Source organism: Curtobacterium sp. 9128, assembly GCF_900086645.1.
Taxonomy (GTDB): domain Bacteria; phylum Actinomycetota; class Actinomycetes; order Actinomycetales; family Microbacteriaceae; genus Curtobacterium.
In genome coordinates, this window is record NZ_LT576451.1 from 883,971 (window position 1) to 905,871 (window position 21,901).

Here is a 21,901-nt window from a genome sequence, read left to right on the forward strand (position 1 = left end):
ACTTGCAGAGCTCACTCACCGCGCGGCTCGCCGCGATCACCACAGCCGTGCTCGTCACGGTGCTCGGCGGCGTCGTGCTCGCCGCTCCCGCCCACGCAGCCACCACCTACAAGGGCGTCCTGCCCGCCGGGACCACCATGGTCGCCGGTGACCAGCTCACCTCGGACAACGGGCAGTTCCGCCTCGTCATGCAGGGCGACGGGAACCTCGTCGAGTACGGCATCGGGAACGTCGTGCTGTACGCGTCGAACACGACGGACAAGCCCGGCGCGACCGCGGTCTACGGGACGAACGGCGTGCTGACCCTGCGATCCGGCGGCAAGGCGTTCAAGCAGTGGGGATCGGGTGCCAACCGCGGGCTCGGCCTCATCCTCGAGTCGGACGGATCGATCCACTCCGTGGACACCGCGGTCCGTGTGCTCTGGGGGATCGAGTCCTTCCAGAACACGGTGCGCTCCGGGACGAACATCATGCCCGGCACCGTCCTCCGCTCGGATGCGAGCAAGAGCCGCACCTTCACGATGCAGGCCGACGGCAACCTCGTGCAGTACGTCAACGGCCGGGCGACCTGGTCGACGCACACCAACCGGAACCCGGGAGCGTGGGCTGCGGTGCAGGCCGACGGGAACATCGTGGTCTACGCGCCGGACAAGCGGGTCCTCTGGGCATCGAGCACCAGCCGCGCCGGCGCGGGCTCCTTGATCGTGCAGCTCGACGCGAACGTCGTGTTCTACGGCAAGAGCGACACGCGTGCCTGGTCGACGCAGAAGGTCACGGGACTGCTGTGGCCGGTCGCGAGCCGGAGCATCACCGGCCGCTACGGTGACGACCGCGGGGCCGGACACACCCCGCGCTACCACCAGGGCACGGACGCCGGGGTGAAGACGGGCACGCCGGTGTACGCCTCGGGTGCTGGATCGGTGACGAGCACCGTGGCGAACGACAAGACGTTCGGCAACTACGTCGTCGTGAAGTACGGCCTGACGACCGTGCTCACCGCGCACCTCTCCGCGATCGAGGTCTCGAAGGGGCAGCTCGTGTCGCCGGGGACGGAGATCGCGAAGTCGGGCAACACCGGGCAGTCGACGGGGCCGCACGTGCACGTGGAGACGCGGGTGAACGGGACGCTGAAGGACCCGCTGACGATCCTCTCCTTCCGCTGACGCGCGCCGGGCGCCGGGCGCCGGACATGCAACATGTTCGGCACCCGCGCCCCGGATCGCCGATCATCGGCGGATGCCCACCCTGACCTCCACTGCCGGGAAGCCGACGGCCGCCGTGTACGTCGACGGCTTCAACCTCTTCCGCCGTGCCCTCCATGGTCGTGGCGACCTCAAGTGGCTCGACCTCGAACTGCTCTGCAGCCATCTCCTGCCGACCTACGACGTCGGCCAGATCCGTTACTTCACGGCGAGGGTGCGCCACGTCGAGGGAAGGAATCCAAGCGGGCCGCAGAACCAGGAGGCGTACCTCCGAGCACTCGCCACCCTGCCGTCCGTCTCGTTGCACTTCGGGACGTTCCGTGCGGACAAGCGCTGGATGGCGCTGTCCCCGCTCGAGCGCGATGCCGCCGGGGAGCCGAGGCGGGTCCGCGTGCGGAAGATCGAGGAGAAGGGGACGGACGTGAGTCTCGCGTCGCACATGGTGTGCGACGCGATGCACGACCTGGTCGACACGTACTTCCTGCTCTCGAACGACTCCGACTTCGCGGAGGCACTGCGGCTCGTGCGATCACGTGCCCGTCGACAGGTCGGGCTCATCGTTCCGGCGGGGGCGGCGGCGCGGGAGCTGCTCCGGCTCGAACCGGACGAGATCCGTGTCGTTCGGGAAGGAAATCTGCGGGAAAGTCAGTTCCCCGACCGGATCGTCGACGAGCTCGGCGGGTTCTCGCGCCCGAAGGCCTGGAGAGAAGCAGGGGCCCCGTTCCGTGGAACAGGGCCCCGCGCCGGTTAGCCGTTTGCGGCACCCCGGGTTGCGTGACGAGCGTAACCTGACTGGTCGCCGCCCGCAACTGCAGTATCACATTCAGATCGCGGGGCCTGCTGACCGCAGGGCCTCGGCGCGGTCGGGCGACGAACGCGCCGCGTACCCGATCCGGCTCTCGCGGACGTGCCACCCCATCCGCTCAGCCGCCGCATCCACGTCGCCGGCGTCGATCGCCGCGAGGATGCGTCGGTGCTCGGGCCACAGCCGCTTGCCACGGGAGAACGTGTCCGTGGCGTACAACCACTCGATCTTCCGGGACAACTGCCGGAGCAGCGTCGCGAGCGTCGCACTGCCGGAGAGTTCGGCGACCAGGAAGTGGAAGCGGTCGTTGAGGTCGACGAGCAGGTCGAGTTCGTCCCGCTCGACCGCGTCGTCACCGGCGTCCAGGACCGCGCCGAGCTCGCGCCGGATCCGCCACCAGTCCTCGGGCGGGGCGTCACCGTCGAAGAGCGTGCGCGCCCGGGTGGCCGCACGCCTGGCGGTGGCGATCTCGAGCGACTCCCGCACGGCGAACAGGTCGTCGGCCTCGTCGAACGGGATCGCCGCGATCCTGGAGCCCACGTTCGGCTGCGACACGACGAAGCCCTCGCCCTCGAGGCCGCGCAACGCCTCGCGCACCGGGACCCGGGAGACGCCGTACCGCTCCGCGAGGAACGCCTCCGTCACCCGGGTCCCGGGCAGCAGCGCGCCGGCGACGATGTCGCGGCGGATCGCGTCGAGGACGCCGGCACCGTTCAGCACGGTCACGATCGTCTCACGCGGACGACCGCCCACGGCGAGTGCGTCACGCGGCGTGCTCCGCCAGTGCCCTGCCGGGGATCGCATCGAGCAGGTCCCGCGTGTACTGCTCGGCGGGGGCGTCGAACACCTGCGCGACCGAACCGTGCTCCACGACCTTCCCGCGGCGCATCACCACGACGTCGTCCGCGATCCGCCTGACCACCCCGAGGTCGTGCGTGATGAACAGGTAGCTCAGGCCCAGGCGGTCCTGCAGGTCGTCGAGCAATGCCAGGATCTGCTCCTGCACGAGGACGTCGAGCGCGGAGACCGCCTCGTCGAGGATGAGCAGCTCCGGCTCGAGGGCGAGCGCGCGGGCGATCGCGACGCGCTGCCGCTGCCCGCCGGACAACTCGTTCGGACGGAGCTGCGCGACCGTGCGTGGCAGAGCGACCTGGTCGAGCAGCGTCGCGACCCGCTCGGTGCGGGACGCCCGGTCACCGATCCCGAACACGCGCAGGGGCTCGTCGATGATCCGTTCGATCGTCGACGTCGGGTCGAGCGAGCCGTACGGGTCCTGGAAGACCGGCTGCACCCGACGACGGACGCTCCGCCGTTCGGCGCCGCGGGCGGTCCCGATCGAGAGCCCGTCGACGAGCGCGCTGCCCGACGTCGGCGTCTCGAGCCCCAGGACGATCCTGGCGACCGTCGTCTTGCCCGACCCGGACTCCCCGACGACCGCGGTGGTGGTGCCGCGTCGGACGGTGAACGAGACGCCGTCGGACGCCCGGAGGGTGCCGGCGCCGCGCCCGCGGAGCTTGTACTCCTTGACCAGCTCCGACACGACGAGGATCGGTTCACCGGCAGCCACCGGCTCCGGAGCGACGCCCGTCAGCGCGGGTGCCGCCGCGATGAGCCGCTTCGTGTACTCGTGCTGCGGGTTCCGGAGGATGTCCTCCGGCGCGCCCTGCTCGACGATCGCACCGTCGAGCATCACGACGACGCGATCGGTCCGGTCCGCCGCGACCCCGAGGTCGTGCGTCACGAAGAGCAGTGTGGTGCCGTGCTGGTCCACCAGCGTCTGCAGGTGGTCGAGGATCTGCCGCTGCACCGTCACGTCGAGCGCGCTGGTCGGCTCGTCGGCGATGAGCAGTTCCGGCTGGCGGGCGAGCGCGATGGCGATGAGGATGCGCTGCCGCATGCCGCCGGAGAACTCGTGCGGGTACTGGTCCGCCCGTCGCGCGGCTTCCGGGATCCCGGCCTCGGTCATGAGCTCCACGACGCGCTGCCGGACCGCCGCGCGGCCGCGGAGCCCCCCGGCGCGGAGCGAGTCAGCGATCTGCGCGCCGACCTTCATCGCTGGGTTGAGGTTGGTCGACGGGTCCTGCGGCACGAGTCCGATGCGTCCGCCGCGGACCGGGCGCATGGTGGCCTCGTCCGCGCCGGAGACGTCGAGGTCGCCGAGGCGGATCGATCCGCCCGTGATCCGTCCGGCCCCGGGCAACAGCCGGAGCACCGCCGCGATCAGCGTCGACTTGCCGGATCCGGACTGGCCGACGATCGCGACGCGCTCGCCGCGACGGACGTCGAGGTCGACGCCGTGCAACACCTCGGTGCCGCCGAACGCGACGCGCAGGTCGCGGATGGTCAGCAAGGGGGCGGACGGGAGGCTCGGGTCGGCTCCGGTGGGCATCGTGCGGTCCTCAGCGTCCTGCGGCATGTCCCTGTGCTCCTCTCGGGTTGGCTGCGGCGCCCATGACGCCGGTTGCGGGGTCGCGCGTCACGCACGACAGGCGGCCGAGCGCCCAGTCGCCGGCTCGGGTGACGACGTGGCCGAGTTCCTCGAGGCCGGCGATCACGTCCTCGCCGAGCCGGTCCTCGACGACGAGGCCGCCCGGGGTCCAGGTCCGCGGCCAGAACGACCCGGGGAACGAGGTCGTGTGCAGCGCGGGCGCGTCGATGGCCTGCTGCGGGGAGTACCCGCCGACGATCGTGCGGAGCAGGAAGAGCAGCTGCCACTGGTCCTGCTGGTCGCCGCCGGGGGACCCGAGCGCCACGACGGGCTCGCCGTCACGGAGCACGAGCGTCGGGGTCAGTGTCGTCCGAGGGCGCTCGCCGGGGCGGAGCGTCGACGCGGTGCCCTCCTCGAGCCAGGTCATCTGCATGCGGGTGCCGAGGCAGAACCCGAGCTCGGGGATCGTCGGGGAGGACTGCAGCCATCCGCCGGACGGCGTCGCGCTGATGATGTTGCCCCAGCGGTCGACGACGTCGATGTGGACCGTGTCGCCGCGGGTCTCGCCGGTCGCCATCACGATCGGCTCACCTCGGTCCTCGACGGGTGCCGGGACGGTCGGTTCGCCGACGCCGGCGATGGGTTCGCCGCCCGGTGTGTACGTCTCGCGGAGCGGCGGGAGCGTGCTCGGGCCGTCGGCGGTCGTCCCCGGGCGGAACTCGTGGGACGCGTGGTCGCCGATCAGCGCACGACGGGCGTCGGTGTACGCGTCGCTCAGCAGCGCGTCCATCGGGACGTCGTGGTCGCCGTAGTACGCCTCGCGGTCGGCCATGGCGAGCTTCTGCGCCTCGACGATGGTGTGTGCGCCGTCGACCGTCGACGGGTCGAGCTGGGCGTCGTCGAAGGGCTCGAGCAACCGCAGGGTCTGCAGCAGTGCGGGTCCCTGCCCCCACGGGCCGGTCTTCGCGACCGTGTACCCGCGGAACTCGGCGGTCGTCGCGGGCTCGTAGGACGCCCGGAACGCGGCCATGTCGCTCGCGCGGATGACGCCGGCGTGGTCGGTGCCCGAGGCGTGCCGGTGCGGGGCGCGCACGAACCGGTCGATCGCCTCCGCGACGAACCCGCTCGACCACGCATCGCGCGCAGCGTCGATGCGGGCGACCCGGTCGTCCGCGCTGCCGCCCGTGTGCGCAGAGCCGGCGTCGACGAGCCGGTCGAGCACTGCAGCCCACGTCTCGTTGCGGATGACGGTCCCGGGGACCGGCACCCAGCCTCCCGGCATCCACCGAGCAGCGGAGGACGGCCAGTGATCCCGGAACAGGTCCTGGACCGTGCTGATCGTGGCGACCACGCGGGGCGCGACCGGGTGGCCGTCGCGCGCGTAGCCGATGGCGAAGGCGAGGACGTCGGCCAGTTCCCACGTGCCGTGGTCTCGGAGGAGCATGAGCCAGGCGTCGACGGCACCGGGCACGGCGGCCGCGAGTGCGCCGGCGCCGGGGACCAGGTCGAGGCCCTCGGCCCGGAAGTGTTCCGGGGTGGCGCCCGCCGGTGCCGGACCCTGGCCGACCAGCACCGTCGGTGTCTTGTCGTCGGCGGTGGCGAAGACGGCGGTCATGTCGCCGCCTGGACCGTTCAGGTGCGGTTCGACGACGTGCAGGACGAATGCGCCGGCGACGGCGGCGTCGAATGCGTTGCCGCCGCGTTCCAGGACGGCCTGCGCGCTCGCGGTGGCGATCCAGTGCGTGGCGGCGGCCATGCCGAACGTGCCCTGCAGGTCGGGACGTGTGGTGTGGGCGGTCGGCTGGACGAAGGCGGGGTTGGTGCTCATGGTGCTCACTTGCGGTCCGATGCGGTCGGGTCGAGGGCGTCGCGCAGGGCGTCCCCGAACAGGTTGAAGCCGAGGCAGATCACGGCGATGGCGATGCCGGGGACCACTGCGGCCCACGGTGCCTGACCGAGGTACTGCTGCGCGTCCGAGAGCATGATGCCGAGGCTCGGGGTCGGCGGCTGGATGCCCAGACCGAGGAACGACAGCAGCGCTTCGCCGATCACCGCGACCGGCATGATCACCGTCGCCTGCACGATGATCGCGGAGACGCAGTTCGGCAGGACGTGCTGCGCGATGATCCGGGCACCACCGGCGTCGAGGGTCTTCGCGCTCGTCACGAAGTCGGCGCTCGTGATGCGCAGCGTCTCACCGCGCACGATGCGGATCATCGCCGGGACGTGCGAGACGCCGATGGCGATGACGGCGTTCGACAGGCTGGGGCCGCTGATCGCGGCGAGGCCGACCGCGATGATGAGGAACGGGAACGCCAGGGCGACGTCGGTCAGGCGCGAGATGATCGCGTCGAGCCACTTCCAGTAGCCAGCGAGGAGCCCGAGCGGGGTCCCGACGACGACGGCGACGAGCACGGAGAGTGCGCCGACCACGAGTGAGACCTGCACGCCGTAGAGCGTGCGGGACAGGATGTCGCGACCGAGGTCGTCGGTACCGAGGCCGAAGCCGACGGTGAACGGCACCTGGAACGGCAGGTCGAAGTGCGTCTGCGTGGGGTCGTGCGGCGCGACGAGCGGAGCGGTCAGCGCGGCGAGCACGACGACCGCGAGCATGACGCCGCCGGTGAGCCCGAGGCGGTTCGCCCTGACCTGCTTCCAGACGCGGCCGCGGCTGGAGCCGAGGTCGAACGTGGGTGTCACGGTGGTCATCGGGTGCCTCCCACGCGGATCTTCGGGTTGATGACCGAGTACAGGACGTCCACGGCCAGGTTGATCACGACGTAGCCGACCGTGATGACGAGCACGACCGCCTGGATCACCGGGTAGTCGCGGGTGAACACCGAGTCGAGCGTCAGCTTGCCGAACCCGGGGAGCGCGAAGATGCGCTCGGTGACGACGGCGCCCGAGATGAGCCCGCCGAGCTGCAGCCCGACGATGGTGACGACCACGATCATCGAGTTGCGGAGCCCGTACCGGAACAGCACCCGGCCGCGGCCGAGCCCCTTCGCCCGTGCGGTCCGGACGAAGTCGGTCTTCATCGTCTCGATCATCGACGCACGGGTCTGCCGCATGATCACGGCCGCGAGCGAGGTGCCGAGGATGAGTGCCGGCAGGGTCAGGTGGTAGAGCGCACTGAGCGGGTTCGACGTCATCGGGACGTACCCGGACGCCGGGAACCAGCCGAGGCCTGCCGCCAGCCACACGATCGCCAGGATGCCGAGCCAGAAGTTCGGGACGCTGAGGCCGACGAGCGCAGCGGCGTTCGCCATCCACTCCGGCCACTGCCCGCGGTAGCGCTCGGCCAGGGTGCCGAGGGCGACCCCGACGAGCACGGCGACGACGATGGCGTAGAGCGCGAGCCACAGTGTGACCGGGAGCGTCGAACCGATGAGCTCGGTCACCGGGGTGCCCGTGCGGGTCGAGCGGCCGAAGTCGCCCTGGAACGCGTTCACCAGGAAGCGCCAGTACTGCACGACGATCGAGTCGTCGAGGCCGAGCTGCGCCCGGACCGCGGCGAGCCGTGCAGGGCTCGCCTCCTCGCCGGCCAGCGCGAGCGCCGGGTCGCCCGGGAGCTGCCGGACCCCGAAGAACACGACGATCGACGCGAGCACCAGCGTGATCGCCGACTGCCAGATGCGGGTGCTGACGTAGCGGATCACTTCGTCGCTCCTTCCACGAACGCGGCCTTGCTCAGCCGCACGACGCCGTCCGCGTACGTTGAGACGCCCGCGATCGTGTTCCCGACGCCGGTGATGCTCCGGGTCCGGTAGAGGTAGATGATCGGGTCGTCTCGTTGGACGATCTTCGTCATCTCGCCGTAGAGGTCGGCTCGCTCCTGCTCGTCGGTCGACTGCGCGGCGCGGGTGATGAGGTCGTCGACCTCGGCGTTGCTGTAGCCGGCGTAGTTGTTGCCGCCACCCGTCGTCAGGAAGCCGCCGATGTTGCCGTGCGGGTCGACGCGGCCGGACCAACCGAGCTGCAGCGCCTGGAAGTCGCCGCGGGTCTGGTCGTCGAGCAGTGTCGTGTACTCGACCGGGGTGATCGTGATCGCGAAGCCGCCACTGCGGGCCTGCGCCTGCAGTGCCTGGGCGAACCGCACGGTGTCGGGGGTGTTCGTCACCTCCATCTCGATCGGGAACGGCTGCTGGACGCCCGCATTCTCGAGGATCTTCTTCGCGGCGGCCGGGTCGTACTCCGGGCACGCCTTGCTCGCCGTGCTGGCGAACACGCTCGTGTCCGGCACGGGCGAGCACGCGACGTCGGCCCAACCGTGGAACACGCTCTGCACGAGTTCCGCCCGGTTGATCGACATCGACAGGGCCCGGCGGACGTCCGCGCGCTTCGCCAGCGGGGTGTCGATCTGCTTCGGGTCCGTGCCGACGCCGTCCTGGTTGCCGATGTTCACGGTGATGCCCTGGTAGCCGAGGGAACCCGTCCGCAGGATGGACAGGTCCTTGCGCTTCCGCAGGTCGTCGACGTCCTGCGTGGAGATCGTGTCCGCCACCTGGACGTCGCCGGAGCGGAGGTTCGCCGCCCGGATGCTGGCGTCGGTGATGATCCGGTAGGTGATCGTGTCGAAGTGCGCCGACGACGGGTCGTAGTACTCCGGGTCCTTCTCGACCTGGATCGAGGTCTGCGGGACGCGCTTCACGAACTTGTACGGGCCGACGCACACCGGGGAGTCGCCGAAGTCGTCGCCCTTCTCCGCGAGCGCCGTCGGCGACATCACCATGCCCGCGCGGTCCGCGAGCGCCGCGGTGAGCGGGGCGAACGGGGTGTCGTAGTGGAGCCGCACGGTGTGGTCGTCCACCGCCTCGACGTCGGACACCGGGCCGAGCTCGCTCTTCCGGCTGGAGTCCGCCTTCGTCAGGTTCCGCTCGAGCGTCGTCACGACCGCGTCGGCGTCGAACGGCGTGCCGTCGGCGAACCGCACGCCGGTCTTGACCGGGAACGTGACGGTCTTGCCGCCGTCGCTCACCGTCGGGAGCTCCGTCGCGAGCATCGGGACGAGGGTGCCCTCGGCGTCGATGTCGTAGAGCTTCTGGCACATCGTCTCCATGACGTACCGGGTGTACAGCGACGACGAGGTGGTCGGGTCGAGGCGGTCGGGCTCTGCCGAGAGCGCCATCACCAGGTCACCGCCCTCCTTGATCTGCTGGTCGCCGATCGGGGCGGTGGTGACGGTGCCGGCGGTGGTGCCGCCGGCCTTCGAGCGTTGGACGGGGACGCAGGCGGTGAGTGCGAGCGTCGCGGCGATGAGGACGGCGGGCAGCGCGATGAGCGTGCGTCGTCGTCGGGGGCTGATCGGGGACATGCGGTTCCTGATGCTGGGGAGGTGCGTGGCGTCCCTTGTGGGGTCGCGCTCAGGATCGGGGTTGATTGCATACAATCACACGCGTTGGCTGTCGCTTGTATACATTTCGTTTCGGTTGTGTAAAACCGTTTCCGGACTTCGAGCTGGTTCCCTTCGATCGAGTGCGCAGAAGTGGCGGCCGCCCGCGCGCTCGAGACCCCACGTCAGCGCACTCGATCCGCGTGTCGAGGGGAAGGGCCCGCGTGAGCCGCCGGACCGGGAGTGGTACCTCCGGGCGCTCGCCACGCTGCCTCCGGTCTCGGTGCAAGCAGAGGTGTTCCTGGCACCGGCGCACGGAGTCCGCTCGAGGTCAGGTCTGATCGCATGGGCATGCCAAGGAGGCGGCGCTCCGCGAGAACCGACGCGATGGCGGGACCTTCGACGTGTCCTTCCTGTTGTCGAACGACTCCGACTTCGTCGACGCCCTCCGCATCGTGCGGGAGCGCGCGCGGAAGGAGATCGGCCTCATCGTGCCGAATGAGTCTGCGCCAGCTCGGAGTCTGCGCGAGGTCAGGCCGGGCCACATCCGGTACATCAAGCAGAGCGCGCTCCGCGGAAGTCAGTTCCCGGCGCGGGTGGTCGACGAGTTGGGCACCTTCGGGTGGCCGAGCGCTTGGGAGATGCAGAAGCCCCTCTCGATGGAGAGGGGCTTCTGGCCGGTTAGCCGTTGACGTGGCACCCCGGGGGGTGATCTCAGCGTAGAGCCACCCACGCACCCGCCGCAACTGTCATGTCGTATTTGAATCCACGGTGCCGTGCGCGGCCGTACTCTGGACAGGATGAGATCCCGCGCCGCGCAACTGACCGTGCTCGTCGCGATCGGGATCGTCGCCGGGGTGCTCTCCGGCCTGTTCGGTGTCGGCGGCGGCGTGATCGTCGTCCCCGCACTCATGGCCTTCCTGCACATGGACCAGCGCGGCGCCTCCGCGAGCTCCCTCGTGGCGATCGCTCCCGCGGCGGTCGTCGGTGCGATCACCTACGCCGTGCAGGGCGAGGTGCACTGGCTCGCGGCGCTGACCCTGGCGATCGGCAGTGTCGTCGGAGCGCCCATCGGCTCCAGGCTCCTGCGAGCGATCCCGCTTCGGGTGCTCCCGTGGATCTTCGTCGGCTTCATCGTCGTCGTCCTCGTCTCCCTGTTCACCAACGTGCCCACCCGTGAGGGTGACGTGCACTTCGGCCCGATCGAGGCGGTCGTGCTGCTCGGGATCGGGCTGCTGGCCGGCGTCCTCTCCGGCCTGATCGGTGTCGGCGGCGGGGTGGTGATCGTGCCCGGGATGGAACTCGCACTGGGTGCGGGTGACCTGCTCGCGAAGGGGACGTCGCTGCTCACGATGGTGCCAACGTCGGTCTCCGGCACGGTGGCGAACCTGCGCCGTGGCGTCGTGGACATCCGCGTGGGACTGACGGTGGGCATCACGGCGGCGGTCTGCTCACCGATCGGGGCGTTCATCGCAGGGGTCGTCGACCCGCAGGTCGGGACGTGGATGTTCGCCGGGTTCTTGGTCGTGGTGGCGGTGATCGTGCTGCGACGCGGACTCAGGAAGGCGAGCAAGCCCGATCCGCAGGTCGGAGAGGTCGCGTGACGGTCACCGCCGAGGACGTCCTCGCCGCGTTCGCGAAGACGCCGGGCGACGTCGCGGGTGCCCGGCGGGTGGCCCGGGCGCACCGGGACCTCGACGAGGGCGAACGGTCCGCGCTGCTGTGGAGCGAGGACCCCGGCGGACGGCTCGTCGCCGTCGTGCTGCTCGTGCAGGCGATGCGGGAGCGCGCCGATCCCGAACTCACCGAGGAGTACCTGTCGGCGGCACGCGCCGAGCGGATCGACCGCGCAGAACTCGTCGACATCGCTGCCGAGGAGCTCGTCGGCGCGCCGATGCTCGACGGCTCGACCGGTCCACTGTTCGCGCTCGCGAAGTCGGACGTCGCGTGGGTCAGGCGCATCGCGGTGGTCGCGACGCTGGCGTTCGCCAAACAGGGCGACGCGGACGTGCCGCTCGCGGTGGCCGGCCGACTCGTCCGTGAGCGCGGGGACACCGTGCAGTCGGCCCTCGGCTGGGTGCTTCGAGAGGTCGGCAAGCGGGCGTCCGAGCCGGCACTCGTCGCGTTCCTCGAGCGACAGGGGCGGTTCCTCAGCCGGAGCGCGCTCGAGACCGCGACCGAGCACCTGCCGGCGGCCGAGCGCGACCGCCTCCGCCAGACCAGCTGAACGCGAGAGCTGCCGAACGCGAGACCGCCTGCGCGCTACCGTTCGAACACGTCGTCCAACGTGAACGTCGACAACTTCCGCTCCTGCAACAGCGCGTGCAACCGCGGCAGCGCTCCGATGGTCCCCCGGAAGTTCGCGTGCCCGATCACGATGTGCGCCGGCTGGAACCACTGCTCCGCGAACCCGACGATCTGGTCCGACGTGATGTCACCGGAGTCGGCCAGCGACCCGTACCAGAGCAGCGGCGTCGTGTAACCGGCACGCGCGGCTGCGGCGTCGACCCGGGCGTCGTGGTACCCGAACGGCGGCCGGAAGTACGGCTTCGCGTCCACGCCGTAGGTGTCCTGGATGAAGTCGTGGTTCCGGGTGAGCTGGTCGATGATGCCCTGGTCGGAGAGCTTCGTGAGCGCCGGGTGGTCCCACGTGTGGTTCCCGAGCTGCACCTGCCCGGAGGTCACCAACGGTCGCAGCAGGTCGGCGTGCTCGGTCCACGCGGGGCGCACCCCGTTCACGAAGAACGTCAGGCGGGTCCCGGTCTCGGCGGCGAACCGGGCGTAGGCCTCGACCACCTCGCTCGACGCTCCGTCGTCGACGGTCCAGGCGATCCCGGGCGTCCCCTCCGGCAGCCCGGTGATCGTCCCAGCGGGGAGCGGCTGTCGTTGCAGGGCGACCGGCGGAACAGTCGCGGTCGCCGTCGCAGTCGCAGTCGCGGATGACGAAGCAGAAGGGGACGGCGACGCGGAAGCCGGAGAAGTCGGCGAACCCGTCGGCCGTGACGACGGCCCGGCCGAACACGCGGCGAGCGCCCCCGTCAGCACGGTCCCACCGACCCCGGCCAACAGTGCGCGACGGGACGGACGGGAAGGAGCGCGGTGGTTCATCGCCGTCCAGCGTCCCCGCGCGGTGCACTGCCGCGCATCAGTCACCAGGACGATCCCCGATGGCCGATCGGCCACCGATGCGGCACGATGACCCCATGCCGCACACCGAGGTGCCCGTCATCGACGCCGATCTCGTCCGACGCCTCGTCGCCGAGCAGTTCCCCGCATGGTCGGACCTGCTCGTCACCGAGGTCGACCCGCAGGGCTGGGACAACCGCACCTACCGGCTCGGCGACGCACTGTCGGTCCGGCTGCCGAGCGCGGAGGGCTACGTCGCAGCCGTCGAGAAGGAGCAGCGCGTCCTGCCGTTCCTGGCGCCGTCCCTCGATGTCCCGGTTCCCGAGCCCGTCGGACTCGGACGCGCTGGCTGCGGCTACCCGTTCCCGTGGTCGGTGCGTCGCTGGCTCGACGGCACGGTGGCAGCACGCGCCGATCCGGACCGGTCGGCGCTCGCCGCGGACGTCGGCCGGGTCCTCCGGCAGCTCCGGGCCGTCCCGGCCGACGGCGGTCCGGCCGCCGGGGCGCACTCGTTCCACCGCGGCGCGCACCCGACGTTCTACGACCACGAGGTCCGCGACGCACTCGACCGGCTCGGCGACGACATCGACCGGGCGGCCTGCGAGGCGGTCTGGGACACGGCGTGCGCCACGGCCTGGGAGCGACCCGCCGTGTGGTTCCACGGCGACGTCGCCCCGACGAACCTGCTCGTGGGCGACGACGGCCGGCTCACGGCACTCATCGACTTCGGCACGTGCGGCGTCGGCGATCCGGCGTGCGACCTGGTGCTGGCGTGGACGTTCCTCGACCCGGCGGCGCGGCAGGTGTTCCGCGATGCGGTCGGTCTGGACGACGCGACCTGGGCCAGGGGTCGTGGGTGGGTCCTCTGGAAGTCCCTCATCATGCTGGCCGGCAGTGCCGGCCCCGGCGACCGCGCAGGCCACCAGGCGGTCCTGGCCGCCGCCCTGGACGACGCGGTCGCTTGACTGGCGCGGACCGCTCAGCGGTGACGCGCCAGCGGCACGCGGGCCGCGCCGACCGAGCCTGCGAGGGAGGGGTGGCGGCGCCGCCACGAGCCTCCCGTCCGACCCGCGCTGAGAAGGCGCGCCGGTGCATCCGGGTACACGGGAGGTACCGACGATAGGAGCGTTCATGCGCGCACTCACCTGGCAGGGCACGGAGAAGGTCTCGGTCGAGACCGTCCCGGACCCGACCATCCACGAGCCCACCGACGCGATCGTGCGGATCACCTCCACCGCGATCTGTGGCTCCGACCTGCACCTGTACCGCGTGCTCGGCCCCTACATCGACAGGGGCGACGTGCTCGGTCACGAGCCGATGGGCATCGTCGAGGCGGTCGGCAGCGCCGTCACGAACCTGAAGGTCGGCGACCGCGTCGTCGTCCCCTTCAACATCTCCTGCGGCCACTGCTGGATGTGCCAGCGAGGCCTGCAGTCGCAGTGCGAGACCACCCAGGTCACCGAGTACGGCAGCGGAGCGGCGCTGTTCGGCTACACGAAGATGTACGGCCAGGTCCCCGGTGGCCAGGCCGAGTACCTCCGCGTCCCGCACGCCGACTACGGACCCATCGTCATCCCCGACGACGGCACCCCCGACGACCGCTGGCTGTTCCTCAGCGACATCCTCCCGACGGCGTGGCAGGCCGTGCAGTACGCCGACGTGCCGGAGGGCGGGACCCTGGCGGTCCTCGGTCTCGGACCGGTCGGGCAGTTCGCCGCTCGGATCGGCAGACACCTCGGCTACCGCGTCCTCGCGGTCGACCCGGAGCAGGTCCGCCGCGACCTCGGGTCGCGCCACGACGTGGAGACGTTCGACCTGACGAAGGACGTCGTCGCCCAGCTGGTCGACCTGACCGACGGTCGCGGGCCGGACGGCGTCGTGGACGCGGTCGGCATGGAGGCGCACGGCAACCCCCTCGCCGGTTTCGCCCAGCGCGCTGCCGGACTGTTGCCCGACGCCCTCGCGCAGAAGGCGATCGAGACCGCCGGGGTCGATCGGCTCGCTGCCGTGCACGCCGCGATCGACCTGGTCCGCCGCGGTGGCACCGTCTCGCTGAGCGGGGTCTACGGGGGCATGGCGGATCCGATGCCGATGATGACGCTCTTCGACAAGCAGATCACCGTCCGCGAAGGCCAGTGCAACGTGAAGCGCTGGATCGACGACATCATGCCGCTCGTGTCCGACCCGGCCGACCCGCTCGGCACACTCGACCTGGTCACGCACCGGGTCCCGCTCGAGGACGCCCCGCACATGTACGAGGTCTTCCAGAAGAAGCAGGACGGCTGCGTCAAGGTCGTCCTGGAACCGGCCACGGCGTGACCCGCATCGTGGTCGTCGGCGCGACCGGCAACGTCGGCACCGCCGTCGTCCGCCGGCTCGCTGCCGAGCCCGACGTGCAGGTCGTCGGGGTCGCCCGGCGGCTGCCCGACGTGCACACCGCGCCGTACGGCGATGCCGTCTGGCACGCGGTGGACGTCGGTGCCTCCGACGCCGTCGACCAGCTCGCTGCCGTGTTCCGCGGCGCGGACGCCGTGATCCACCTGGCGTGGGCACTGCAGCCGACGCACGACATCCCGGTGCAGTACCGCACGAACGTGACCGGGACGGCGAACGTGCTCGCCGCCGTGGCCCGGGTGTCGGTCCCGCAGGTCGTCGTGGCGTCGTCGGTGGGGACCTACCGCGGGGTCGATGCAGCAGGCAAGCGCTTGCGCGTCGACGAGTCGTGGCCGGTGGACGGCATCCCGACCGCGACCTACTCGATCCACAAGGCCGAGAACGAGCGGGCGATGGACGCCTTCGCGCAGGCGAACCCGGACGTCGTGGTGACGCGACTCCGACCGGGGCTGATCTTCCAACGGGCGGCTGCTGCCGAGATCCGTGGGCTGTTCCTCGGTCCGCTGGTGCCGATGCAGATCGTGCGCTGGGTGCAGTGGGCGGTGCTGCCGCTGCCGTACCCGTTCGTGTTCCAGGCCGTGCACGCCGACGACGTCGCCGACGCGTACTGGCGTGCGGTGGACCGGCGGGCGGCAGGAGCGTTCAACATCGCCGCGGCGCCCGTGCTCACCCCGCCCCGGATCGCGGCGGTGCTCGGGATGCGTGGGGCCGTCCGGATCCCGCTCCGACTGCTCCGCGGGCTGGTCACCCTGACCTGGCGGCTCCGGATCCAGCCGACGGACGCCGGGTGGATCGACATCGCCGCGTCCGTCCCGATCATGCGGACGGACCGTGCGCGCACGGAACTCGGGTGGGAGGCTCGGCACACCTCCGAAGACGCGTTGCGTGATCTCGTGTCCGGGTTCGCGGACGGTGCGAACGTCGAGGGGTCGGGCCCTCTCCGCGGGTAGCGGTCGGTCGGCGGCGCTGGGTGTGGTCGGGCGGGTTGTTTCGCGCGTAGGGGGTCGAATCGCGCGTAGGCGGTCGAGTTTCCGTGACTCCTACGCGCGAAACCGCATCCCAGGGCGGGCGTGATGGGAAAGTTCGGGCGGGTACGCTCGCCCCGTGATGCCGGACCAGCTGCTCGGGGAGTGGGCGCTCGAGCGAGCCGTGGTCGATCGTCGTGCAGGCGTGCGGGGCACCGTCCGAGGGACCACGACGCTGACGCTCGAACACGCCGGGCTCGTGCGGTGGGAAGAGTCCGGCACGATGGTGCTCGCGGGCCGCTCGACACCGGTGTCCCGGACGCTCATCGTGCGGCGGGACGACGACGGCGCCTGGACGGTGTGCTTCGCCGACGGCCGCCTGTTCCACGACTGGGTCTGGGGCGTGTCCGTGGTGCATGACTGTGCGCCGGACGAGTACACCGGCGAGCTCGACGGCGACGCATCGCGCTGGACCGTGCGGTGGGACGCGGTCGGTCCGGCGAAGGACTACCGGCTCGACAGCGTCCTGACCCCGCTCGACCTGCGGCTCGACCTCCCGCTCGGCCTCCCGCTCGTGTGAGCGTCGGCGGGGCGCGGCAGACTGGATGCATGGCCCGCACCTCCGGCAAGTCCTCCGGCACCGACGCCCCTCGGATCACCCTGACCGAACCCGCCGACCTCGACGACTGGGCCCCGGCACCAGGCGACGTGCTCTCCGGTGACCGCATCGACGGCAAGCGCATCGCGTCGCTCGACATCGCGGGCGAGCGTCTCCCCGACCTCGAGATCGAGGAGTGCGTCATCGAGGAACTCCGTGCCGACGGCGCCGACCTCCGCGGGGTGCGCGTGCACGACACCGTGATCGATGCCCTCGACGCCCCGGTCCTGCGGGCATCGAGCAGCTCGTGGCGCGAGGTCCGGATCGGCGGCGGCCGGGTCGGCTCCGCGGAGCTCTACGACGCGGGGCTGAACGGCGTCGAGTTCGTCGGGATGAAGCTCGGGTTCGTGAACCTCCGCGGGGCGACGGTCACCGACGTGGTGTTCCGCGACTGCGTCATCGACGAGCTTGACATCGCCGACGCCAAGCTCCTGCGGGTGTCCTTCGAGGGGACCCGCATCCGTGCTGCCGAGGGCTCGAACACCCGGATCGAGCACGTGGACCTGCGCGGCGCCGACCTCGACCGGGTCGAGCGGCTCGAGGGTTTCCGCGGTGCGACGATCGCGGCTGACCAGCTCTACACGCTCGCACCGCTGCTGGCGGCGCAGGCGGGCTACCGCGTGGACTGACCCGCTCGCGTGGTCACGCCGGCCAGCGCCGCGGCCAGGTCGGCCTGCACGAGGTCCCCGTGCACCGCGGCACCCGCCTGGGTCCCCGCCGCCGACGAGGCGATGACGGTGGCCATCGGCGACGCCACGTTGCCCGCGGCGTAGACTCCGCGCGCGGACGTCTTCCCCATGCCGTCGACGGTGACCGCACCCGCGATCCGCACGTCGCCCATCAGGACATCCTCCGCGACGATCCCGAGTCCCTCGAGGCCGTCGATGCGCGCCTCGGCCGAGCTCGCGGCAGCCAGGGCATCGAGTGCGACCGTCGTGCCGTCGGCGAGCTCGACGCCCGTCAGGACATCGCCGTCGGACAGCACCCGGGTCACCGGGCCGTCGTGGACCGTGATCCCGCGGGCGTCGAAACCAGCACGGGCGGTGTCGTCGACGAGCGCGGGGTCGGTCGCGAACACGGTGACGTGCTCGCTCAGCGCGCGCCAGAGCAGCGCCTGATGCGCGCCGAACGGTGTCGTGACGAGCACGCCGATCCGTTGGTCGCGGATCTCCCACCCGTGGCAGAACGGACAATGCACGACCCCGCGGCCCCACTGTTCCGCGAGACCCGGCACGTCCGGCAGGACGTCCACGGCGCCGGAGGCGACGACCACGCGACGGGCCGTCACCCGCGCGCCGGAGTCGAGGGTGGCGGTGAAGGCGACCTCGTCGGCATCGCTCGCCGGCGCGGGGGACGCGGCCACGAGCCTCCCGGCCGTGATGTCGACCCCGTACCGGGCGACCTCCGCACGACCGGTCCGGGTCAGCTCGAGCGGTCGCGTGCCCTCCTGTCCGAGGTAGTTGTGGACGCCCGCCGCCGGGGCGTTGCGGGGGTCGCCCGCGTCCACCACCAGCACGGAACGGCGAGAGCGGCCGAGGATGAGAGCGGCGGCGAGTCCGGCGGCTCCGCCGCCGATGACGATCACGTCGTAGGTGTCACGCATGCCGACATCGTGCGGCACCGCCCATGACCTGGCAACGAACCTTGCCGCTCTGGCAACATGGTCGGCATGGACCACGGACAGGAGGCTCGGCCCACCTCGCGGACGACGGCTGAGGTCGTCGACGGGGTCGGGCCCCGGCTGCGCACGTTGCGTCAGCGACGTGACGTCACGTTGGCTGCGCTGGCGACGGAGACCGGGATCTCGGTGAGCACGCTCTCGCGGCTGGAGTCGGGGCAGCGCAAGCCGACGCTGGAGCTGCTGCTGCCGCTGGCCCGGGCGTACCAGGTGCCGCTCGACGACCTCGTGGGGGCGCCGCAGACCGGCGATCCGCGGGTGCACATGAAGCCCGAGATGCACGGTGGGCGGGTCGTCGTGCCGCTCACCCGGCGGACCGGGGGAGTGCGGTCGTTCAAGCAGCTCTTCCCGCCGCACTCGCCCGGTGGTGAACCGTCCCCGAAGACGCACGAGGGCTACGAGTGGCTCTACGTGCTGTCCGGTCGGCTGCGGCTGGTGCTCGGCGAACACGACTTCGACCTCGGGCCGGGTGAGGTCGTCGAGTTCGACACGCACACGCCGCACTGGATCGGGAACGTGACGGACCACGTGACCGAGGTGCTCTGCCTGTACGGGCCGCAGGGCGAGCGGGCGCACGTGCGGTCGCGGCCGGTGTCGGCCGGCTGAGGCGCCGATGCGGTTTGCGACCTTCCTGTGTCGGAGCGCATCGGCGGCCGCGCAGCGTTGCACGGGCACGTCGTCCGCAGTTCGTGGGCCGTGCACGCGGGAGGCCGCTCATGAACACCAACCGATCCGAGGACGACCTCGGGACCCCGATCCACGACCGCACGGCGGCTGCTGAAGGCCACGAGGTGCACCCGGGAGTGACGGTGCCGTCGTGGTCGAACGCCACGCCGGTGCCGCCCGCTGCCACTCCGACTCCTGTTCCGGCTCCTGCTGGTGCTGCTTCTGGTGGTGCTGCTTCTGGCGGGGGCACTTCTGGCGGGGGCGCTTCCGGCGCCGGGGACGCCGCGAAGGACGTGGCTGGGGATGCGAAGGAGAAGGCCGGTGACGTCGCCGGTACGGCGAAGGAGCAGGCGTCGAAGGTCGCCTCCGAGGCCGCCGACCACGCCAAGGAGCTCTACGGACAGGCATCCGAGAACCTCAAGGAGCAGGCGTCGCAGCAGCAGCAGCGTGCCGCAGGCGGCCTCCGGAGTCTCGGCGAACAGCTCGGGCACATGGCCGAGAAGGACGACGAGCAGGGCATCGCGGCGAAGGTCGTCCGTGACCTGGCCGGGAGGGCGACCTCGGTCGCCGGGTACCTCGACGACCGTGACCCCGGTTCCCTCCTCGGCGAGGTGAAGTCGTTCGCCGCCAAGCGTCCTGCGACCTTCATCGCGATCGCGGCAGGCGCGGGGATCCTCGCGGGCCGCCTGACGAAGGCGCTCACCGCGGACGCGAAGCACACCCACGAGGCGGAAGCAGCACGCCACGACCCGACGACGGGGCCGACGGCATGAGCCACTCCGGTGCGCTCCCGACCGACGAGCCGTCTCCGGGGGAACGCGCGGCGAGCACGCCGCTCGGCACGCTGCTGTCCGACGCCACCCGCGACCTGTCGGAGCTGTTCCGGCAGGAGGTCGCTCTGGCCAAGGCCGAACTCACCGAGTCCGGGAAGAAGGCGGCCAAGGGTGCCGGCCTGCTGAGCGGTGCCGGCGTGGCCGGTCTGTTCGCGCTCCTGTTCCTGACGATCGCGGCCTGGTGGGGCCTCGGGTACCTGATCGGCAACGCCTGGTCGGGCCTCGTCGTCGCCGTCGTCTACGCGATCGTCGCCGCCGTGCTGGCGCTGCGGGGACGCAAGGAACTGAAGACCATCACGGGCGCGCCGCAGACGGTCGCCACCGCCAAGGAAGTCCCCGAAGCACTGAAGCCCAACCGGAGGAAGCCATGAGCACCCCAGACGAGATCCGCGCCGAGATCGAGCGCACCAGAGGGGACCTCGGCTCCGACGTCGACGCCCTCGCCGACAAGGTCAGCCCGTCGTCGATCGCCCACCGACAGTCCGAGAAGGTGAAGACGCGTTTCCAGGGCGTCCGCGACTCGGTGATGGGGGCTGCCGACTCCGCTCGGTCGAGTGCGTCCGAGAGTGCCTCCGGCGCTGCCGACTCGGCGAAGGGAGCCGTGCGCCAGGCTTCCGGCACGGCGAAGGGCAACCCGCTCGCCGTCGGGCTCATCGCCTTCGGGGCCGGGTGGCTCGTCTCGGCGCTGCTGCCGTCGACGGACCGCGAGGAGGAGCTCGCGAGCGAGGTCAAGGAACGCTCCAAGCCGCTCGTCGACGAGGTGAAGGAGCAGGCGCAGGACGCCGGCTCGCAGCTCGGTGACGCGGCGAAGGGGCACGTGTCGGACCTGAAGGACTCTGCGCAGCACGCGGCGCAGACGGTGAAGGACGAGGCGCAGGGGGCGGCGTCCGACGTGCGCGACCACGCGCAGTCGGCCACTGAGGACGTGCGCGGGGCCTGACGGTCTCGTTGCGGGCGGACGGTGTCGTGCCGGCCGCCAGGATGGCGGTCGGCGTGGTGCCGGCCGCCTTCCGCGTACGTTCGGGTCAGAACACGTGTGCCATGACGTCGTCCAGGAGTCCCGACGTGGGGACGTTCGCCTGGCTGATGTGGATCGCGATGTCACCACGGGTGAAGTAGGTCACACCCGTCTCGACGCCGTACTGGTTGTCGGTGCTGATCCGTTGGCACCGGTAGCCCTCGGCGAGGTGCTCGCACTGGAAGCCCTGCAGGCCCTGCAGCACGGCGAACGCCTTCGACGAGTCGACCACCTGCACGGCGATCGTCACGTTCGTGATGTCCGCTCGGGGGTCGCGCCAGACGCAGTAGAGGCGCTTGCCGTCGGGCTGCAGCACCGGCGTGAACACCGACTTCGGGATCTCGACGGGATCGCCGACGACCGCGGGGTCGTTGAGCGGCGCGCGGAGGAACGAGTCCTTCCACTTGCTCGTGGTGATGAGTCCGTCGCACGTGTCCGGGACCGTGCCGCCGTCGTAGTCGACCCCCGGGACCGGCGTGATCGTCGAGGTCGGGCGCGGGGTGGTGCTCGTGCTCGGACCCGGTGTCGTGCTAGTGCTGGGGGCCGGTGTCGTGCTCGGTGTCGTACTCGCGCTCGGCGTCGGGTCCGGGGTGGTGTTCCCGGTGCAGCCGCTGAGCAGCGTCGCCGTCACTGCCAGCGCGATCGCGATCCCCGCGGCGCGCCGTCGTGCGTTCCCCATCGTGTGCTCCCCTCCGCTCCCCGAATCTACGGACGTCGCGCCTGGTGTGCGGTTGCTGTTCGATCACGATGCGGTCCTCGACGTGGTGGTCGCCGGCACGACGCCCCGGAGGGTGTT

The 21,901-nt window shown here is 71.2% G+C and carries 23 protein-coding genes; 14 read left to right on the plus strand and 9 right to left on the minus strand.

Annotation, left to right across the window (positions count from 1 at the left end):
- The first annotated feature begins 2 nt into the window (after window positions 1-2).
- Together QK288_RS04470 and QK288_RS04475 are read left to right on the plus strand one after the other, a co-directional pair.
- Window positions 3-1,163 carry a peptidoglycan DD-metalloendopeptidase family protein gene (locus tag QK288_RS04470; RefSeq protein WP_281266608.1) on the plus strand — a complete coding sequence of 387 codons (1,161 nt, stop codon included), beginning with the start codon at window positions 3-5 and terminating at the stop codon, window positions 1,161-1,163.
- 73 nt (window positions 1,164-1,236) lie between these two features.
- Complete coding sequence (locus tag QK288_RS04475) at window positions 1,237-1,953, plus strand: NYN domain-containing protein (protein WP_281266609.1); 717 nt, start codon at window positions 1,237-1,239, stop codon at window positions 1,951-1,953.
- 72 nt (window positions 1,954-2,025) lie between these two features.
- On the opposite strand, the gene QK288_RS04480 is transcribed toward QK288_RS04475, so the two are convergent.
- From QK288_RS04480 to QK288_RS04505, 6 genes are read right to left on the minus strand one after another with little or no spacing between them, the layout of a single operon-like run.
- Window positions 2,026-2,811, minus strand: coding sequence for a GntR family transcriptional regulator (locus QK288_RS04480; RefSeq protein ID WP_281266610.1), 786 nt, complete (start codon window positions 2,809-2,811; stop codon window positions 2,026-2,028).
- Window positions 2,771-4,423: an ABC transporter ATP-binding protein gene (locus QK288_RS04485; RefSeq protein ID WP_281266611.1), complete on the minus strand. Its 1,653-nt coding sequence runs from the start codon at window positions 4,421-4,423 to the stop codon at window positions 2,771-2,773. The genes QK288_RS04480 and QK288_RS04485 overlap by 41 nt, the downstream gene beginning before the upstream one ends.
- Window positions 4,407-6,263 carry a gamma-glutamyltransferase gene (locus tag QK288_RS04490; protein ID WP_281266612.1) on the minus strand — a complete coding sequence of 619 codons (1,857 nt, stop codon included), beginning with the start codon at window positions 6,261-6,263 and terminating at the stop codon, window positions 4,407-4,409. Before QK288_RS04490 ends, QK288_RS04485 begins: the two co-directional genes overlap by 17 nt.
- 5 nt (window positions 6,264-6,268) lie before the next feature.
- Window positions 6,269-7,144, minus strand: coding sequence for an ABC transporter permease (locus QK288_RS04495; RefSeq protein WP_281266613.1), 876 nt, complete (start codon window positions 7,142-7,144; stop codon window positions 6,269-6,271).
- Complete coding sequence (locus QK288_RS04500) at window positions 7,141-8,094, minus strand: ABC transporter permease (RefSeq protein ID WP_281266614.1); 954 nt, start codon at window positions 8,092-8,094, stop codon at window positions 7,141-7,143. The genes QK288_RS04495 and QK288_RS04500 overlap by 4 nt, the downstream gene beginning before the upstream one ends.
- Complete coding sequence (locus tag QK288_RS04505; RefSeq protein WP_281266615.1) at window positions 8,091-9,749, minus strand: ABC transporter substrate-binding protein; 1,659 nt, start codon at window positions 9,747-9,749, stop codon at window positions 8,091-8,093. Before QK288_RS04505 ends, QK288_RS04500 begins: the two co-directional genes overlap by 4 nt.
- A 422-nt stretch (window positions 9,750-10,171) precedes the next feature.
- On the opposite strand from QK288_RS04505, the gene QK288_RS04510 reads away from it, so the two are divergent.
- From QK288_RS04510 to QK288_RS04520, 3 genes are all read left to right on the plus strand, one after another.
- Window positions 10,172-10,459 carry a hypothetical protein gene (locus QK288_RS04510; protein ID WP_281266616.1) on the plus strand — a complete coding sequence of 96 codons (288 nt, stop codon included), beginning with the start codon at window positions 10,172-10,174 and terminating at the stop codon, window positions 10,457-10,459.
- Window positions 10,460-10,567: 108 nt separating this feature from the next.
- Entirely contained in the window at window positions 10,568-11,371 is an 804-nt protein-coding gene (locus QK288_RS04515) for a sulfite exporter TauE/SafE family protein (RefSeq protein ID WP_281266617.1), read from the plus strand.
- Complete coding sequence (locus QK288_RS04520; protein ID WP_281266618.1) at window positions 11,368-11,994, plus strand: DNA alkylation repair protein; 627 nt, start codon at window positions 11,368-11,370, stop codon at window positions 11,992-11,994. Before QK288_RS04515 ends, QK288_RS04520 begins: the two co-directional genes overlap by 4 nt.
- A gap of 35 nt (window positions 11,995-12,029) precedes the next feature.
- Here the strand turns inward: QK288_RS04520 and QK288_RS04525 are convergent, their stop codons facing one another.
- On the minus strand, window positions 12,030-12,875 hold the full coding sequence (locus QK288_RS04525; protein ID WP_281267655.1) for a polysaccharide deacetylase family protein: 846 nt from the start codon (window positions 12,873-12,875) through the stop codon (window positions 12,030-12,032).
- A gap of 95 nt (window positions 12,876-12,970) precedes the next feature.
- Between QK288_RS04525 and QK288_RS04530 the strand changes: the two genes are divergently transcribed.
- The 5 genes from QK288_RS04530 to QK288_RS04550 all read left to right on the plus strand — a co-directional run bounded on the left by QK288_RS04530 (window position 12,971) and on the right by QK288_RS04550 (window position 17,539).
- Window positions 12,971-13,858 carry an aminoglycoside phosphotransferase family protein gene (locus QK288_RS04530; RefSeq protein WP_281266619.1) on the plus strand — a complete coding sequence of 296 codons (888 nt, stop codon included), beginning with the start codon at window positions 12,971-12,973 and terminating at the stop codon, window positions 13,856-13,858.
- Window positions 13,859-14,024: 166 nt separating this feature from the next.
- Window positions 14,025-15,212, plus strand: a complete 1,188-nt coding sequence (locus QK288_RS04535) for a zinc-dependent alcohol dehydrogenase (RefSeq protein WP_281266620.1) — start codon at window positions 14,025-14,027, stop codon at window positions 15,210-15,212.
- Window positions 15,209-16,237 carry an NAD-dependent epimerase/dehydratase family protein gene (locus QK288_RS04540; RefSeq protein ID WP_281266621.1) on the plus strand — a complete coding sequence of 343 codons (1,029 nt, stop codon included), beginning with the start codon at window positions 15,209-15,211 and terminating at the stop codon, window positions 16,235-16,237. The genes QK288_RS04535 and QK288_RS04540 overlap by 4 nt, the downstream gene beginning before the upstream one ends.
- A 157-nt stretch (window positions 16,238-16,394) precedes the next feature.
- Entirely contained in the window at window positions 16,395-16,832 is a 438-nt protein-coding gene (locus tag QK288_RS04545; protein WP_281267656.1) for a DUF6314 family protein, read from the plus strand.
- Between the two features lie 29 nt (window positions 16,833-16,861).
- Window positions 16,862-17,539 carry a pentapeptide repeat-containing protein gene (locus QK288_RS04550; RefSeq protein WP_281266622.1) on the plus strand — a complete coding sequence of 226 codons (678 nt, stop codon included), beginning with the start codon at window positions 16,862-16,864 and terminating at the stop codon, window positions 17,537-17,539.
- Here QK288_RS04550 and QK288_RS04555 read toward each other — a convergent pair.
- Window positions 17,524-18,513: an NAD(P)/FAD-dependent oxidoreductase gene (locus tag QK288_RS04555; RefSeq protein ID WP_281266623.1), complete on the minus strand. Its 990-nt coding sequence runs from the start codon at window positions 18,511-18,513 to the stop codon at window positions 17,524-17,526. The genes QK288_RS04550 and QK288_RS04555 overlap by 16 nt on opposite strands.
- 66 nt (window positions 18,514-18,579) lie before the next feature.
- Here QK288_RS04555 and QK288_RS04560 point away from each other — a divergent pair, with 66 nt between their 5' ends.
- From QK288_RS04560 to QK288_RS04575, 4 genes are all read left to right on the plus strand, one after another.
- A complete protein-coding gene (locus QK288_RS04560; protein WP_281266624.1) occupies window positions 18,580-19,194 on the plus strand; it encodes an XRE family transcriptional regulator in 615 nt (204 codons plus the stop codon).
- 110 nt (window positions 19,195-19,304) lie between these two features.
- The gene (locus QK288_RS04565; RefSeq protein WP_281266625.1) at window positions 19,305-20,027 is read left to right on the plus strand and encodes a hypothetical protein; all 723 of its coding nucleotides are present in this window, start codon (window positions 19,305-19,307) and stop codon (window positions 20,025-20,027) included.
- Entirely contained in the window at window positions 20,024-20,458 is a 435-nt protein-coding gene (locus tag QK288_RS04570) for a phage holin family protein (protein WP_281266626.1), read from the plus strand. The genes QK288_RS04565 and QK288_RS04570 overlap by 4 nt, the downstream gene beginning before the upstream one ends.
- Window positions 20,455-21,027: a DUF3618 domain-containing protein gene (locus tag QK288_RS04575; RefSeq protein WP_281266627.1), complete on the plus strand. Its 573-nt coding sequence runs from the start codon at window positions 20,455-20,457 to the stop codon at window positions 21,025-21,027. Before QK288_RS04570 ends, QK288_RS04575 begins: the two co-directional genes overlap by 4 nt.
- An 85-nt stretch (window positions 21,028-21,112) precedes the next feature.
- On the opposite strand, the gene QK288_RS04580 is transcribed toward QK288_RS04575, so the two are convergent.
- On the minus strand, window positions 21,113-21,784 hold the full coding sequence (locus tag QK288_RS04580) for a hypothetical protein (RefSeq protein WP_281266628.1): 672 nt from the start codon (window positions 21,782-21,784) through the stop codon (window positions 21,113-21,115).
- Window positions 21,785-21,901 lie beyond the last annotated feature (117 nt).

Bases quoted from the DNA above. Each gene is read 5' to 3' on its own strand.
- QK288_RS04525 (WP_281267655.1), bottom strand. From the start codon at position 12,875: ATGAACCACCGCGCTCCTTCCCGTCCGTCCCGTCGCGCACTGTTGGCC.
- QK288_RS04550 (WP_281266622.1), top strand. From the start codon at position 16,862: ATGGCCCGCACCTCCGGCAAGTCCTCCGGCACCGACGCCCCTCGGATC.
- QK288_RS04475 (WP_281266609.1), top strand. From the start codon at position 1,237: ATGCCCACCCTGACCTCCACTGCCGGGAAGCCGACGGCCGCCGTGTAC.
- QK288_RS04485 (WP_281266611.1), bottom strand. From the start codon at position 4,423: ATGCCGCAGGACGCTGAGGACCGCACGATGCCCACCGGAGCCGACCCG.
- QK288_RS04545 (WP_281267656.1), top strand. From the start codon at position 16,395: ATGCCGGACCAGCTGCTCGGGGAGTGGGCGCTCGAGCGAGCCGTGGTC.
- QK288_RS04570 (WP_281266626.1), top strand. From the start codon at position 20,024: ATGAGCCACTCCGGTGCGCTCCCGACCGACGAGCCGTCTCCGGGGGAA.
- QK288_RS04560 (WP_281266624.1), top strand. From the start codon at position 18,580: ATGGACCACGGACAGGAGGCTCGGCCCACCTCGCGGACGACGGCTGAG.
- QK288_RS04495 (WP_281266613.1), bottom strand. From the start codon at position 7,144: ATGACCACCGTGACACCCACGTTCGACCTCGGCTCCAGCCGCGGCCGC.
- QK288_RS04480 (WP_281266610.1), bottom strand. From the start codon at position 2,811: ATGCGATCCCCGGCAGGGCACTGGCGGAGCACGCCGCGTGACGCACTC.
- QK288_RS04555 (WP_281266623.1), bottom strand. From the start codon at position 18,513: ATGCGTGACACCTACGACGTGATCGTCATCGGCGGCGGAGCCGCCGGA.
- QK288_RS04490 (WP_281266612.1), bottom strand. From the start codon at position 6,263: ATGAGCACCAACCCCGCCTTCGTCCAGCCGACCGCCCACACCACACGT.
- QK288_RS04575 (WP_281266627.1), top strand. From the start codon at position 20,455: ATGAGCACCCCAGACGAGATCCGCGCCGAGATCGAGCGCACCAGAGGG.
- QK288_RS04515 (WP_281266617.1), top strand. From the start codon at position 10,568: ATGAGATCCCGCGCCGCGCAACTGACCGTGCTCGTCGCGATCGGGATC.
- QK288_RS04505 (WP_281266615.1), bottom strand. From the start codon at position 9,749: ATGTCCCCGATCAGCCCCCGACGACGACGCACGCTCATCGCGCTGCCC.
- QK288_RS04580 (WP_281266628.1), bottom strand. From the start codon at position 21,784: ATGGGGAACGCACGACGGCGCGCCGCGGGGATCGCGATCGCGCTGGCA.
- QK288_RS04565 (WP_281266625.1), top strand. From the start codon at position 19,305: ATGAACACCAACCGATCCGAGGACGACCTCGGGACCCCGATCCACGAC.
- QK288_RS04535 (WP_281266620.1), top strand. From the start codon at position 14,025: ATGCGCGCACTCACCTGGCAGGGCACGGAGAAGGTCTCGGTCGAGACC.
- QK288_RS04530 (WP_281266619.1), top strand. From the start codon at position 12,971: ATGCCGCACACCGAGGTGCCCGTCATCGACGCCGATCTCGTCCGACGC.